This is a genomic window from Anaerolineae bacterium (assembly GCA_011176535.1).
Taxonomy (GTDB): Bacteria; Chloroflexota; Anaerolineae; order Anaerolineales; family DRMV01; genus DUEP01.
This window is the reverse complement of the sequence record DUEP01000108.1, coordinates 1-13514: the sequence shown is the minus strand read 5'-3', so window position 1 is coordinate 13514 and position 13514 is coordinate 1. Positions and strand designations below refer to the sequence as shown.

Below are 13514 nucleotides of genomic sequence, written 5' to 3'. Positions count from 1 at the left end.
TTCGCCCACGGCGCGGGTGCGCAGGCCCCAGGGCGTGTGGAACAGGAGGAAGTGCACCACAAAGACCAAGACGATGGCCGCGTAGGTGATGGGCGGGTTGTTGAACAGCACCGGGCCGACGAGGGGCAAATCGGCCAACTTACCCAGCGGAATGGGCTGCAACTTCCCTTTGGTGCTCAGCCCCACCTGGTAGAAATAGCCCGTGAGGCCCAGGGCCAGGATGTTGATCACCGTGCCGCCGATGATCTGGTCGATTTTCAGCGTGACGGACATGAAGGCCAGCAACAAGCCGAGCAGGGCCCCCACCAACACCCCCGCCATCACGGCCAGGAAGAGGTTGCCCGACCACACATTGACCAGGAACCCCATGAAGGCGGCGAGCAACATCTGCCCTTCGATGCCGATGTTGATCACCCCAGCCCGCTCGCCCATCAGACCACACAATGCGCCCAGAACCAGAGGCACCGATTGCCGCAGCGTCGAGGCCAATACCGCCTCCGTCACCCGCGGATTGCGGCCATAGGCCACGCCCAGGCCAATGAGGAGCAGCAAACCAAAGGCCAGCCAGAGACCCCACTGGCGCCAGAAGCGTCGATTGTTCACCAGTGTCGCGTTCACCATAGGGCTACCTCAGTGTGAACCCCAGCCCGTGCTGAGGGTGACTTTTTCTTCGCCGATCTCCGCCCGCTGGCGCACCAGCCAGCGCACGATGGCATCCGCCGCCACAAAGAACAGGATGAGCGCCTGAATGACATCGGTGATTTCCTTGGCCACATGGGCGTCGAACTGCATCTGGCTGGAACCCGCCTTCATGGCACCCACGAGCAACGCCGCTGGGATGACGCCGATGGGGTGCGTCTTGCCCAGCAGGGCGATGGTGATGCCGTCGAACCCCAGGCCCACATTGAAGCCCGGCTGGTAACGCCCCACCACGCCCTGGGTCTCCACCGCGCCGCCCAAACCGGCCAGCAAACCCGAGAGGGTCATGGTAAGGATGACCGTCCAGGCCACCTTCATCCCGGCGTATCGGGCCGCGTGAGGGTTCAGGCCCACCGTGCGGATCTCAAAGCCCAGCGTGGTATGCCAGAGGATCCACCAGAGCACCACGGACAACACCAGCGCCAGGACGAAGCCGGCGGGCAGCCAGCCCCAGGTGGGCAACCGCGCTGAATCCAGAATCATGGGCGTGCGGGCCACGATATTGCCCGGCGAGGTGTCCTTCAGTGGGCCGTCGGCCAGGTAATCGGTCAGGTTGATGGCGATGTAGTTGAGCATGATGGTGGTGATGACCTCGTGCGCCCCCGAAAACGTCTTCAGCGCACCGGGCAGCGCCCCGTAGAGCCCCCCCACGATGGCCCCGGCCAGCAAGGCCAGCGAAGCATGGAGCACCGGCGGCAAACCGTGAATGGAAAAGCCCACCACGGCTGAAGTGATGGCGCCTAGCAACAACTGCCCCTGCGCGCCGATGTTGAACAACCCCGCCTTAAACGCAAAGGCCACCGCCAGGCCGCTGAAGACCAGGGGCGTGGCCTTTTCCAATGTGCGGCGGAGCGCCTCGGTGCTACCAAAGGACCCCTTGAGCAACGCCGCATAAGCCTGCCAGGGGGAGGCACCCGAGATCGCCAGAATGATCGCCCCAATGAGCAGCGCCAGGAGCACCGCACCCAAGGGAACACTAACCGCCCGCCAAACACGGCGCAGCCTGCTCTCCCAACCAGACACCTGGTGAATCTGTTCGCTCATCCTTCCCTCAGATTTGCTGAGATGACCAATCAGCCATGGGAATGACCGGCGCTCATTTTACCACAGGCTCCCTGGCCGAAAGGCCAAATCTCAACCGCACATTTCCAGAAGGTGCACCAGCCGCCCGCCTCTATTCCACCCCGCAGGGGAACAGCGCGCCGCGCTCCGGAGAGCCTACGGACAATTGACCACCGTATTGGCTCCCGTACCTCCATCGCAATAATCAGCGCCGTTGCCACCGTTCAGATAATCCGCTCCTGCACTGCCGAAAAGGATGTCATTCCCTCCCTGGCCATACAACGCATCGTTCCCGTTGGCGCCCTCGATGATGTCATTGCCCGGGCCGCCCAAAATCACATCGTCGCCCGCGCCACCGTTCAGCAAAGGGATGATGATCAGGCCATCATCGCCAGCGCCGCCCACAATGCAATCGTCACCGCCCTGCCCATTCAACCAATCCACACCCGCCGTCCCCAGGATCAAATCGTTGCCCGCCGTGCCAAAGACGATCCCGTCCGAAGCGCTGGCCACAAAGAGATTGCTGACCGTGATCCCGGCACACTCCGGCGGCTTGAACTGGTTGATGTCCACCGGCAACACCCGGTCGTCCAGCCGCCCCGCGGGGGAAGGCAAGGCGTTGCTGGCCGCCTGCGCCGTCATGCTGCCCAGCCAAAGCAACAGGACCACCCAGGCCAGGAGCCAGCGCCTCAGCCCTCGCCCCGACAAGGGCCACCGCCATCGCCAAAGCCACCACAAGCCGCCCATCAAGCCTCCTCCTCCGTCGAAGGGCGTGCGGACGGCGGGCTCGACGCGGGTTCCTCGGCCCCTGCGCCATCCGGGCCGGAGGCCACTGTTTCGCCTTCCTCCTGCGACCCGTTGGGGAGCACACCTTCCTCGCGGAGCACCTCGGCCAGAGCGGCGACCACCCGGCGGTCGAAGGCTGCCTCGGCCTGCTCTTCCAGGTAGCGCAGCGCCTCCTCCGGCGACCACGCCGGGCGATAAGGCCGTTCGTGCGTCAACGCATCGTAGGCCTCTGCCACGGCCAAAATGCGGGAGCCCAGGGGGATGGCCTCCCCCTGCAGACCGTCGGGGTAACCGTTGCCGTCCCAGCGCTCGTGGTGATGGGTGGCGATTTCCACCGCCGCGGCGAGTTGCGGCACGGCCCCCAGGTATTCCCGCAAGCGCCGGGGATGCTCCCGCACCAGATGTCTTTCATGCGGGGATAGGGCTCCCGGTTTGCGCAACACCTCCACCGGCACCTCGACCAGGCCCAAATCGTGCACCAAAGCGCCCCAGTAGAGGTGCTCCAACGCCCGCCCACGGACACCCAAGCGACGGGCCAGGCGGACGGCCAGGTCAACCACCCGCTGGCTGTGTTCCTCGTCGCCATACAGGCGCCCCACCGCCCGGGCCCAACCTTCCAGCACGCCCACCAGCCCCTTTTTGACCTGCCGCCGGGCCGTCCAGGGCCACAACGCCAGGCCTCGCTCCTCCGCGGGCCGGGCTTCCACCTCCACAACCTGCCGCGGCACGAGCCGATGATACACCCCGCTGGGCAGAGCCACCCAAAAGTGCACCCAGGAGCCCTCTTCCAGATAGAAGACCGTCTCCTGATTCTGGTCGGCCAGACGGGCCAGGGCTTCCGTCTCGCCCACCTCGATCCAGGCTGGTTCGGCCGGCGGCAGGCTTCGCGCTGCCATCAACCGGGGGCCGACCAGCCAACGCATCTGGCGCAACGGATCGCCCTCTTCCAACACCCGGTTCATCTGCCACAGCAAGGCTCCCCCGCTTCCAAGCCCCAGGAGGAATAGCGCCACCGCCAGGCCTCGTGCCGTGGCCACGGGCAACGGGTGGCCCAGCACCATCAGCGTATTCGTGGCAAGCCGCTGATAAGTCAACTGGCCATCGAGCACGGGGCGCAGGGGATCCTGCGGGCCGCTCATCGGGTTCGCCCCCGGATTGGTCATATACAACTCCCAGCGATCCCAGCCGAAATGCAAGGCCGGCTGCCAGCGATCGTGCAACGCCCGGCCGGCCACCTGAGCCCGCACCTCCAGGTCCAGAAAGACCACCACCTGATAGGCGCTGCGGGTGACGCCCGTGCGCTCTTCCAAAAGGTCGATGAACCTTTGAATGGTGTTCAGGTCCAGAGATGACCGAACATCCACTTCTGAGGTATCGAAAGCCGTCTCCGGGACGAGTTCCACCGTGCGTTGCCACCCCCGCCCGTCACGCACCTGCGCCACCAGACGATAGAGTCCCTGAATGTTCTGCACCGGAGCCTGGCTCTCCAGACGATAGCTGGCCTCGACAACCATGCTCCCCGTCAACTGGTGGAACACCGGCTCTCCCGGGCGCACCTTGTCGGCGTCGTACACCTGGGGGATGGCCGGGGCCGTGTAGGAAAACACCACCTCATGGCGATAAGGGATGCGCTCTTCCACCGGCAGCGCAACGGGGCGCGTAAAAGCCGGCACGCCCAACAACACCCCCACCAACAACGCCCCTGCACTCCCCATCAACCAGGCCATCCAACGATCCATTCGCATCATGCTCCCCGTCCCGCGGGAGGTTGCCTTGCGTTCCCCATGCGGGCCCTGTCGCAAAACAAAGACCCACACCAACAAGGCCGTCAGCGAAGCCAACACCCAGGGCTGCCGCAACCACAACAAAACCGTACCGCCACCCCGAATGTGTCCCACCAAGCGGCCCACCACTTCGTCCGGCTTCGGATGATAAGCATCGCGCCAGGCGTTGTGGTCCCCCTGCAACACAAAACGACCCTCGGCATCCACCTCCACAATGCGGTGGAACACATACCCGACTTGGGGGTGCCGATAGGCGACGATATCACCCACACGGTATATGCTGGCCCGGCGGGTGATCACCAGATCCCCCTTGCGAAAGCGCGGGCTCATGCTGTTGCCCGTGAGGACGATGTAAGCCATATCCCCGCCCAGGGGCAAGGGAGCCCACCACACCCACAACCCCACGGCGAGGAGGAAAACCGTCACGCTCCCCAACGCCCAGCGCGCCCACAGCGGCCACCTGGTCATGGCGTCAAAACAAAAAAGCGGGAGAGGGAGCCGTTACCTCAACGCGCTGCCTCTCCCACCCCAACCCTCGTTTGCTTTCACTCAACTCATGGGCCGGTGGCCACGACGCGCAAATGGTATATATTGAGCACAGGAAAAGGTGAACTGAAGTTGCACTTCCAACTAGTAATCCCATTGCTCCCGTTGTTCCCGGTACTTGAACAGGCCCCGGACCAGGTCCAGGTACCAGTATTATCGCCTACGGCAGCGTACACCGAGGTCGCCGAACCGTCAAGATCAAAAGACACACCGGCCACCTGGGACGGAACGCTAGCTAGCGTATATTTCACGTTACTCACCTTATATCCCGATACCGTTCCCCACCCATCGCCGGCCCGGCTATTGGGTACCTTAATTCTCCGCCGCAAAGCCGTAGGCCGCCGCGGCCAGCACCAAAGCCAACAAAACTCCTGCAAAGGTGCGCAAACGCTTCTGGATAAACATAAGCCCTCCAAACATAGAATTTTGTCAAAAAAGAGGACATTTATATTATACCTTTGCTCTGCAGCCCAAAACATTGCAAAAACATTGCAAATGGGGAGAAAGGTTACAGACAGGGCAGCGCCGGCCCTTGGACAGCCGACTCTCTCCGGCGAAATCGCCGCCCTTAGAAACCACAAGGGCGTGAGCCAAAGCCCACGCCCTTGCACAAAAGGTGGATTTTACGGCTTGTATCCAGTGTCAATGGTGCCGTTGAGCAAACCCTGGCGGATCTCGTTCAGTTTGTCCTTCACTTCCTGCGGGACCTTACTGTCGAAGTCATGGAAGGGCGCCAGGCCAACTTCACCGAAATAATTCCCGGCGGGGAAGTCGCCGGACTTGGCCTTCTGAATCAGGTCGAACACACCCGGGGTGATCAACTTCATGGCGCTGCTGACCAGGCAGGGGCGCGCCTCAGGCACGGTCTCCCACTGGTCGGTGTCCACACCGATGCAGTACACGCCGGGGTGCTGTGCCACCTCGATGATGGCGCCGTTGCCGGTCTTACCGCCCGCGCCGAAGACTACATCCGCGCCCTGGTCGATGGCCTGCTTAGCCGTGGCCGCGCCCCACTCGGGGTCGGTGAAGGCCACATCCAGGCCGCCGGGGTGATAGGTGGCGATGACCTTGATGTCCGGGTTGATGTATTTCGCGCCGGCCTCGTAACCCTCCTTGAAGGCCACCACTGGCGGCACCAGGTCGGTGCCCAACACGGCGGCGATGGTGCCGCTCTTGGAGAGCATGGCCGCCAACGCACCGGCCAGGAAGCCCGCCTGATCCTCGTGGAAGATCAGGCCCGCCACATTGGGCAGGTCGTTGTTCGGGTCATCATCCACCGCCCAAACCTGGAACTGGTCCACACCGATAAACTTGATGTTGGGGTACTTCTTGGCCATGTTGTTGGTGGCCTCACCCAGGGCAAAGCCCACGGTGACGATGACATCGTAGCCCTTCTGGGCGAAGAGTTCGATGTTGGCCTCGTAGTCCTTGGCGTCCTTGGTCTCGATGTAATCGATCTGATCGGCGACGCCCTTCTCCTTCGCCATCTTCACGCCTTCCCAGGCGGACTGGTTGAAGGACTTGTCGTCAACTTCGCCCACATCGGTGACCAGGCCAACGCAGAACACCTCCGCGCTGCCGCAGTCTACCTGTTTCGGCTGCTCGGTCTTCTGACCGCAGGCGCTGAGCACCATCGCGACCAAAACCAAAACAGCCACCAGCCAGTACAGTCGTTTCATCTTGCTCCTCCTTGAGAGAGAGTCTTGCGGGATTCATCCGCCCTTAGTATAGCCGCTGATGAACGCTTTGACAAGTGAAAGCCTGCCGTTTCATGGTGAAATCCGGCCCTCCCAAAGGCACTGCAGAACCTGCTGAGCCCAGTGGCGATGTCCCGGCGTCGTCCCCTGGACCACAAAGGGCGGTACCAAGGAGGAAACCTTACCCTGCTGCACGCCCTGCTCCCACAACGCCTGCAAGCTCCCCACCCAATCCACGCCGGCCGCCAAATGTCCCTCTCCCGGACTTGAGGGATTGGGCCCCACCCCAAGGATGTGCCAGCTCTGGGGCGCTTCCGCGCCCAGCAACGCCTGCGCCGCGGGCCAGGATTCCACATACACCAGGTTGACCCCATGCTCCTGGGCCAGGGCCTGCCCGGCGCTCTGCCACAACCCGGGCTCGGCCTCCGGCGGCAGCCTGGCCCACACAGGATAACTTTTATGAGGAGGGAAAGCCGGACGACACAGGCCGCAATAGTAGGTCACGCCGCGGATGAAAGCCTCCACCCGCTTTTCCAAATCGTCTCCCTGCAGGAAAAGCGCGCCCACACGGTAATCGGGCGCGTGCAAAGCGGCCAGATAACCGGCGGCGAATGCCAGCCGCTCAGGGGTGTATGGGGACATATCCAGGCTGAACAGGTTGGGCGGGGCGTTTTCGGGCAAAGGCTCCAGCACCACCACCGGCATCCCGGGCCAGGCCTGGGCCACCGCCAGGCCGTTCGTTGGGGGCAACGCCAGCACGAGACGCGCACCCGTGGGCACCTGCTCCAGCACCCCCACCTCGGCCACCTTCCAGCCCTGGGTCGCCGCCAGGGCGCGTATCGCACCCATGGCCGCCTGACGCCATAGCGGAGCAGCACCCTCCGGCGCCAGCACCACTCCCACGGGGGCCGGTGTGGCCGTAGGGGTCCGGGTGGGCAGGGGGATTGGGGTGGGCACAACGGTCGCTGTGGCCGAAGCCAGCACCGTCGGCGTCGGGGCGGTTCGTCCACCGCCACAGGCGACCAACAGCAGCCCCCCAACCGGCAGCAACCAACCCATCCATCCACGTATCCGCATAAGCGCTCCTGGTACGAAAAGTGCACCCATTGTACTATAAGGAAAACTCGGCGTATAATTGGAACATGATTGCCCTCCGCATCCCCGGTCGTGGCGAAATTCGCCTGAAACACCTGGTCTGTGATGTCAACGGCACCCTGGCCGTGGACGGCGAATTGATCGAAGGGCTCATTCTGCGGCTGCGTCGGCTACGCGACCGCCTCACCTTACATCTCTTGACAGCCGACACCTACGGGAAACAAGCGCGCATCGACCGCCAACTGGGCATTGAGGCCCTGCGCGTCACCCCCGGCGACGAAGGGGCCCAGAAAGCCGGTTATGTGCGTCGGCTGGGGCGCGAGACCGTGGTCGCCATCGGCCAGGGCGCCAACGACGCCCTGATGCTCCGCGAGGCGGCCATGGGCATTTGCGTCCTCTCTCCGGAGGGGACCGCGGTGGAAACCTTGCTGGCCGCCGATCTGGTGGTGCCCGACATCCATATCGCGCTGGACCTGCTCGAACATCCCGTGCGTCTGATTGCGAGTCTGCGCCGATGACCCCACCTGCCGAAGCCCAACCCTCACCGGCTCCCTCCTTCCGGCGCCGCCCCCGTCAGCGTCGGCGCTGGCTTCCCCCCGCCGGGGAAGACGAGCACAGCGCGCTGCTGGCCGCGGCGGCCCGGCGGGCCGTTCCCTCGGCGTGGTTCTTCCTGCAAATCGCCCTGGCTGCCCTGGTGTGGAATTGGGCCTTGCTGGCCGACCTGCCCGCCGGACTGGTGCTGGGCGCTCTGGCCGCCCCCTTCCTGGGGCCCGTGCTCGGCCTGGGTTTGGGGCTGTTCAGCGGGGTATGGGGCTACTTGGGGCAGGTGCTCGGCGCCTTAGGCGTGGGCGGCCTGGTGACTTTCGGCATCGGTTTGCTGGGCGGGCTGGCCTCCCTGGCCTTCCCTCAGCATCGGCTGGCCTACGCCACACGCGTGGTCGCACCGGGATGGGGCGCCGCCCTGCTGTTGAGCGTCGGCACTCTTTGGGGCACCTGGGCGCTCGTGCGCGCGCCGCAACGCGCGGCGCTACCGGGTGTGGCGCTGGCCTACACCCTCTGGCTGCCTCTGACCGCCGCCGGCTTCGGCCTCACCGGCGGCCGGCCAGCCCTCTGGCAGGGGGCACTGGCGGCCTTTGGTCTGCATTTGCTTCTGGCGGTGTGGTTGAGTGTGGCCGTGGCCTGGGCGTTGGGGCTACGCCCTGCCCGTCAGGCCTTCTTTCTCCTGGGCATGGCCGGTTTGGCGCTGGTCACGGTGGGCGCCGGGTGGCTGGCCTGGCCGCAGGCAGGCACCCTTCCACTCTCCGCCAGCCCAACGGCTTCTCCCGAGGCCTTGCTCCCCAACCGCCCTTCGCCCTCACCGACCCTTCCCTCGACCGTGGCCGGCACCGTTCCTGCGCCTCCTGTCCTCCCCACCCACACGCCTACCCCCACCGCCATCCTTCCGCCCACGGCAACCGTGACCCCCTCACCGAGCCCTTCACCCACTCCCACGGTCACGGTGCCCAGCCCAACGCCGACCCCCATCGTCGCCATCGTATACACCGATCAGGCCAATGGCGTGATCATCCGCCAGGCGCCGGGATTCGACCAGCCTTCCGTGGGCGGGGCCCTCAACGGCACCAAGGTGATTATCCTTGAGATTGGCCATGAAGCCGACGGCCATCTGTGGGCCAAAATCTATGTACCCTCCGAAGACATCACAGGATGGGTTGTGCAACGCCTGCTCATCGTGGTCACCCCCGCGCCCAACTGGTAACGCCCGGCGGGCAAATTGACACCATTTGCAAATTATGCTAACATGAACTCAGTCCAGGGAGGTTCTGGAGAAAGGAGTCGCCATGAACAACAAGGGGATCTTCCTCGCCTTAGGGCTTAGTCTCGTTTTGCTGGCTCTGGTTGGCTGCACCCGCTCGGCCACGACGGCCTTGCCGCCGACACCCACTCTGGCCGCGCCTGAAACCTTGGGCGGAGGCTTTCCCACGCCTGTGGGTGGCAGGCCAGGTGCAGGGGCCGGCGCGATGAACGCCCCCACCGCCACCGCTGCAGCCGTGGCGACCATGATGATGCAAACCTTAGGGCCAGAAGCCGGTGGTGGTGCCGTGGATACGCCCACCTCCATCCCTGCCGGGGGCACCACACCCACCCCAAAGCCTCAGCCCCCCACGGCCACCCCCGTGCCCACCACGGCCGGGATACCCACGATCACCGTGCCTTCCTCCTACACCCTTCACAAAGGGGAATACCCCTACTGCCTGGCGCGGCGGTTCAACATTGACCCGAACACCCTGCTGGCCGTCAACGGCCTGAGCCGGGGGCAGGTCGTCTATCCGGGTACCGTGCTGACCATCCCGCAAAACGCGCCGCCCTTCCCCGGCAACCGGGCCTGGCATCCGCATCCCGATACCTACACCGTGCGCGTGGGCGACACCATCTACTCCATCGCCTGCTACTACGGTGATGTCTCTCCCGAAGCCATTGCCGCGGCCAACGGCATCTCGGTCAACACGCCGTTGACCCCGGGGCAAACCCTCCACATCCCCTGAACCGCAAACCAGCAGGTTCGCCACGGGCCGAGGGGCACCTTCGGCCCGTTCTTTTTTGGCCTGGGAGGAGGCAGGAACCCTCAAAAGGGCGCTTCCGGCGCCCCGTTTTCCTGTATAATCAATTCAGGCCCGCCTAGACCCAAGGAGAAGCGCTGCCATGAGCGTGCTGTTTGACCCCAATATCGCCTATCTGCTCCTGGTGCTGACCATCTTCCTGGCCACCCTGGCCGTGTTGGTACCGGGGACCGGCCTGCTGGAAATCGGCGCCCTGGCAGCCGGGGTGCTGGCGGGCTACGCGGCCCTCCATCTGAGCATCAACCTCTGGGCGCTGCTCGCCCTGGCCCTGGGCCTGGGGGCGCTCATCGTGCCCGTGTTCGTCCGGCGAGGGCAATGGGGCTGGCTGCTGCTCAGCGCCCTGGGCCTCATCGGTGGCTCGGTCTTCCTCTTTCGAGCGCCCCAGGGGGGCACAGCCGTTCACCCGGCGCTGGCCTTCAGCGCCTCGGCCCTGTTGGGGGCGTACTTCTGGTTCGGGGTTCGGGCTGGCCTGCGCGCCTGGCGCGAGAAGCCCCCCGTGCATTCGCTGGACCGCCTCATCGGGCAAATTGGCGAGACGCGCACCGAAGTCCACCTCGAAGGCTCCGTTTATGTGGAGGGGGAAATGTGGAGCGCACGCAGCGCCCAGACCGTCCCGCCGGGCCGCAAAGTGCGGGTTATTGGACGCGAAGGGTTCATCCTGCTCGTCGAGCCGGTGGACAACGCTCCCACCGGGGAAGGCTCGCCCCCTCGCGCCTTGTAATCGGTTCGCCGTTCCCTTCAGTCATCACAGGAGGAGGTCTCTATGGTGACGACTCTAATGTGCACCTTCGGGGTGCTGTTTTTACTGGTCGTGTTGCTGCTGGTCAGCGCCATTCGCATCGTCCCCGAATATCAACGGCTGGTGGTCTTTCGTCTGGGCCGCAGCATGGGCGCCAAAGGGCCGGGTCTGGTGTTTCTGATCCCGTTCATCGATCGGGGCATTCGTGTCGATTTGCGGGAACAGGTGCGGGAGATCCCCCACCAAACCTGCATCACCAAAGACAATGCCGCCATTGCCGTGGATTTCATCTGGTACTACAGGGTGCTCGACGCCGAGCAAAGCGTGCTCCAGGTAGGCAACTTCGAGACCGCAGCCCAGGGCATGGCCACAACCACGCTACGCGCCGTGGTGGGTGGCATCTTGCTGGACGATGTGCTCTCCGAGCGTGAGCACATCAACAACATGCTGCGCACCCGCCTGGATGAGGTCACCGAGCGCTGGGGCGTCAAGGTGACCAATGTGGAAATCCGCGAAATCGTGCCGCCACGCGAAATCCAAGAGGCGATGAACCGCCAGATGTCGGCGGAGCGCAACCGGCGCGCCCAGGTCACCGAGTCCCTGGGTCAGAAGGAAGCCGCCATCAATGTGGCCGAAGGCGAGAAGCAGGCCGCCATCCTCAAAGCCGAGGGCGAAAAGCAAGCCGCCATCCTCAAGGCCGAGGGCGAACGCCAGGCACAAATCCTGCGCGCCGAGGGCTTCGCCAAGGCCCTGGAACGCATCTATCACGTGGCCCAGACGGTGGACCCCAAGACCATGACTCTGCAATACTTCGAAACCCTGAAGGCCATGGGCAGCGGACCGGCCACCAAGTTCATCTTCCCGATGGAGTTCACCGGACTGTTGCAAGACTTCATCAAGTACCGCTCCAGTGAAGGCGGCGGCACCGAAGGTGGCAGCGCCCAGTAGTCCCTTTTCCATCCTCAACGCTTCCCCGCGCGACCTGCCGGCCCTGTGGCGGCTGGAACGGGAAGCCTTTGCCCGCGACGCCTGGCCCTTGCTGGACCTGATCGCTGTGCTCGGATGGCCGGGGGTGGTGCGGCTCAAGGCCGTGGATGAGGAGCACCGTATGCTCGGCTTCGTGGCCGGCGAGGTGCGCCACGGCGTGGGATGGATTGCCACCCTGGCGGTGGCTGCCAGCCACCGACGGCGGGGCATCGGGCGGGCATTGCTGGAAGCCTGCGAGGCCCGCCTTCCAGCATCGCTCCCCATTCGCCTCACCGTGCGACGCGATAACCTCCCGGCCATCCGCCTGTATCGCACGGCAGGGTACCGCCCCATTGCCGTATGGCCCCGTTACTATGTTGACCGCAGCGACGCCCTGGTGATGGAAAAACCGCCCCGAGGTTGAGAAGGCTCCCACCCAAATCGGGTGGGGCGTCGTCCAATCTTCCCCCGCATTAGAGAAGGAAAGAGGCTCCACCTCGTTGTTTGTGAGGTGGAGCCTCTTTGCTCTCAGGAAACCCCTTCGAGGATCCTGGGAATCATCCCCAAATCCTCAGTGGGGCCCCACCGCCCCAGGCGCACAAGGATTGCAACAGCCTTGGGCCCTGAGGGTCCTCGTGCATCCCGACCAGCACATCGCGCAGCGAAGGGACCAGAGCCCCCTGCTAGGGGTTCACCATAAAGATGTGGGTGGCACAGCCCGTTCGGCTTTCGTCGATCACCCGAAGCATGGAGCGGCTCAGAGAACTGAGTTCGGTAAAGCCGGGCAAGGACCACCGCCGAAGTGGGGGGCGCTGGTGCGGCCCCTGGTGCGCCCTACAAAGACCGCCCCATCGCCGCCACACCGCCCGACCAGGGGGGCACCTGGGTTGAAGAGGGACGCGAATTCCGCACCCAAATCTGGGACAACCTGGCGCTGCCCGGCGCCGTGCCCAGCCCTCAGCAGGCCACGCTCCGGGTCATCGCGATCTACGACCACCCCTGGCTGCTGCCCACTGACCTGCCGTGGGCACCGCGGGAGGTCAAGGCCCTGTACCAGGATCGCCGGCCGGTGGAGCAGATCCCTTTGGCGGCCAAGCCCATGGTGAGCGCCCATCGCCGGTTCGTCTGGGCAGAAGAGAGCCGCCATCGGCTGCCGGAACCGGCCTGCCGGCGGGTTCGGTCCAGAGATTCCCGGCCGCCACCTTGCCGGTGCGCCCCACCGGATTTTGGGACCAGCATCCAAAACATCCCCCTGGGCGCCTACGCCGGGCGCTCTTGAGCCGGGTTTTTCCCAGTGCACCCCCTTTTTGCCAGAGCGAATGCGGAAAAAAGCCTCGGCCACAGGCCATCTGCCCAAAGGGGCAGCGGCCCGGCGGCGCCAGGCGGCTCAGAAAACCGCCTGACCGCTGCCTCTGGGCCGCTTCATTGTCTTGTCAAAGTGCCCCAGCCGTTTGGCCGGCTATGTGGCTTTGCCCCTCTGCCACTCATTTAGCGGAACCTAAAGAGTTATCAGATTAGCCCC

Annotated in this window: 13 protein-coding genes; 7 read left to right on the top strand and 6 right to left on the bottom strand. The window is 64.5% G+C overall.

What is annotated here, in order from left to right:
• The 6 genes from G4O04_09585 to G4O04_09560 form a co-directional block, all read right to left on the bottom strand.
• Positions 1–621: ABC transporter permease (locus G4O04_09585; protein HEY58766.1), on the bottom strand; the 621-nt coding region annotated here is incomplete at its 3' end.
• A 9-nt stretch (positions 622–630) separates the two neighbouring features.
• Complete coding sequence (locus tag G4O04_09580) at positions 631–1743, bottom strand: ABC transporter permease (GenBank protein HEY58765.1); 1113 nt, start codon at positions 1741–1743, stop codon at positions 631–633.
• 174 nt (positions 1744–1917) lie between these two features.
• Positions 1918–2508 (bottom strand): calcium-binding protein, encoded by a 591-nt coding sequence (locus G4O04_09575; protein ID HEY58764.1) that lies wholly within the window; start codon positions 2506–2508, stop codon positions 1918–1920.
• Positions 2508–4799 (bottom strand): signal peptidase I, encoded by a 2292-nt coding sequence (locus tag G4O04_09570; protein HEY58763.1) that lies wholly within the window; start codon positions 4797–4799, stop codon positions 2508–2510. Before G4O04_09570 ends, G4O04_09575 begins: the two co-directional genes overlap by 1 nt.
• A 701-nt stretch (positions 4800–5500) precedes the next feature.
• Positions 5501–6556: a BMP family ABC transporter substrate-binding protein gene (locus G4O04_09565; protein HEY58762.1), complete on the bottom strand. Its 1056-nt coding sequence runs from the start codon at positions 6554–6556 to the stop codon at positions 5501–5503.
• Between the two features lie 90 nt (positions 6557–6646).
• Positions 6647–7651, bottom strand: a complete 1005-nt coding sequence (locus G4O04_09560; GenBank protein ID HEY58761.1) for a hypothetical protein — start codon at positions 7649–7651, stop codon at positions 6647–6649.
• A 65-nt stretch (positions 7652–7716) separates the two neighbouring features.
• On the opposite strand from G4O04_09560, the gene G4O04_09555 reads away from it, so the two are divergent.
• The 7 genes from G4O04_09555 (at position 7717) to G4O04_09525 (ending at position 13271) form a co-directional block, all read left to right on the top strand.
• On the top strand, positions 7717–8187 hold the full coding sequence (locus G4O04_09555) for an ATPase P (GenBank protein HEY58760.1): 471 nt from the start codon (positions 7717–7719) through the stop codon (positions 8185–8187).
• The gene (locus tag G4O04_09550; GenBank protein HEY58759.1) at positions 8184–9425 is read left to right on the top strand and encodes an SH3 domain-containing protein; all 1242 of its coding nucleotides are present in this window, start codon (positions 8184–8186) and stop codon (positions 9423–9425) included. Before G4O04_09555 ends, G4O04_09550 begins: the two co-directional genes overlap by 4 nt.
• Before the next feature lie 82 nt (positions 9426–9507).
• The gene (locus tag G4O04_09545; GenBank protein HEY58758.1) at positions 9508–10212 is read left to right on the top strand and encodes a LysM peptidoglycan-binding domain-containing protein; all 705 of its coding nucleotides are present in this window, start codon (positions 9508–9510) and stop codon (positions 10210–10212) included.
• Between the two features lie 157 nt (positions 10213–10369).
• Positions 10370–11008, top strand: coding sequence for a hypothetical protein (locus G4O04_09540; protein ID HEY58757.1), 639 nt, complete (start codon positions 10370–10372; stop codon positions 11006–11008).
• Positions 11009–11050: 42 nt separating this feature from the next.
• Positions 11051–11974: an SPFH/Band 7/PHB domain protein gene (locus tag G4O04_09535; GenBank protein HEY58756.1), complete on the top strand. Its 924-nt coding sequence runs from the start codon at positions 11051–11053 to the stop codon at positions 11972–11974.
• Positions 11958–12416: a GNAT family N-acetyltransferase gene (locus G4O04_09530; GenBank protein HEY58755.1), complete on the top strand. Its 459-nt coding sequence runs from the start codon at positions 11958–11960 to the stop codon at positions 12414–12416. The genes G4O04_09535 and G4O04_09530 overlap by 17 nt, the downstream gene beginning before the upstream one ends.
• Positions 12417–12794: 378 nt before the next feature.
• Positions 12795–13271, top strand: a complete 477-nt coding sequence (locus tag G4O04_09525) for a hypothetical protein (protein ID HEY58754.1) — start codon at positions 12795–12797, stop codon at positions 13269–13271.
• Positions 13272–13514: the final 243 nt, after the last annotated feature.

Bases quoted from the DNA above. Each gene is read 5' to 3' on its own strand.
- G4O04_09580 (HEY58765.1), bottom strand. From the start codon at position 1,743: ATGAGCGAACAGATTCACCAGGTGTCTGGTTGGGAGAGCAGGCTGCGC.
- G4O04_09575 (HEY58764.1), bottom strand. From the start codon at position 2,508: ATGGGCGGCTTGTGGTGGCTTTGGCGATGGCGGTGGCCCTTGTCGGGG.
- G4O04_09570 (HEY58763.1), bottom strand. From the start codon at position 4,799: ATGACCAGGTGGCCGCTGTGGGCGCGCTGGGCGTTGGGGAGCGTGACG.
- G4O04_09565 (HEY58762.1), bottom strand. From the start codon at position 6,556: ATGAAACGACTGTACTGGCTGGTGGCTGTTTTGGTTTTGGTCGCGATG.
- G4O04_09560 (HEY58761.1), bottom strand. From the start codon at position 7,651: ATGCGGATACGTGGATGGATGGGTTGGTTGCTGCCGGTTGGGGGGCTG.
- G4O04_09555 (HEY58760.1), top strand. From the start codon at position 7,717: ATGATTGCCCTCCGCATCCCCGGTCGTGGCGAAATTCGCCTGAAACAC.
- G4O04_09550 (HEY58759.1), top strand. From the start codon at position 8,184: ATGACCCCACCTGCCGAAGCCCAACCCTCACCGGCTCCCTCCTTCCGG.
- G4O04_09545 (HEY58758.1), top strand. From the start codon at position 9,508: ATGAACAACAAGGGGATCTTCCTCGCCTTAGGGCTTAGTCTCGTTTTG.
- G4O04_09540 (HEY58757.1), top strand. From the start codon at position 10,370: ATGAGCGTGCTGTTTGACCCCAATATCGCCTATCTGCTCCTGGTGCTG.
- G4O04_09535 (HEY58756.1), top strand. From the start codon at position 11,051: ATGGTGACGACTCTAATGTGCACCTTCGGGGTGCTGTTTTTACTGGTC.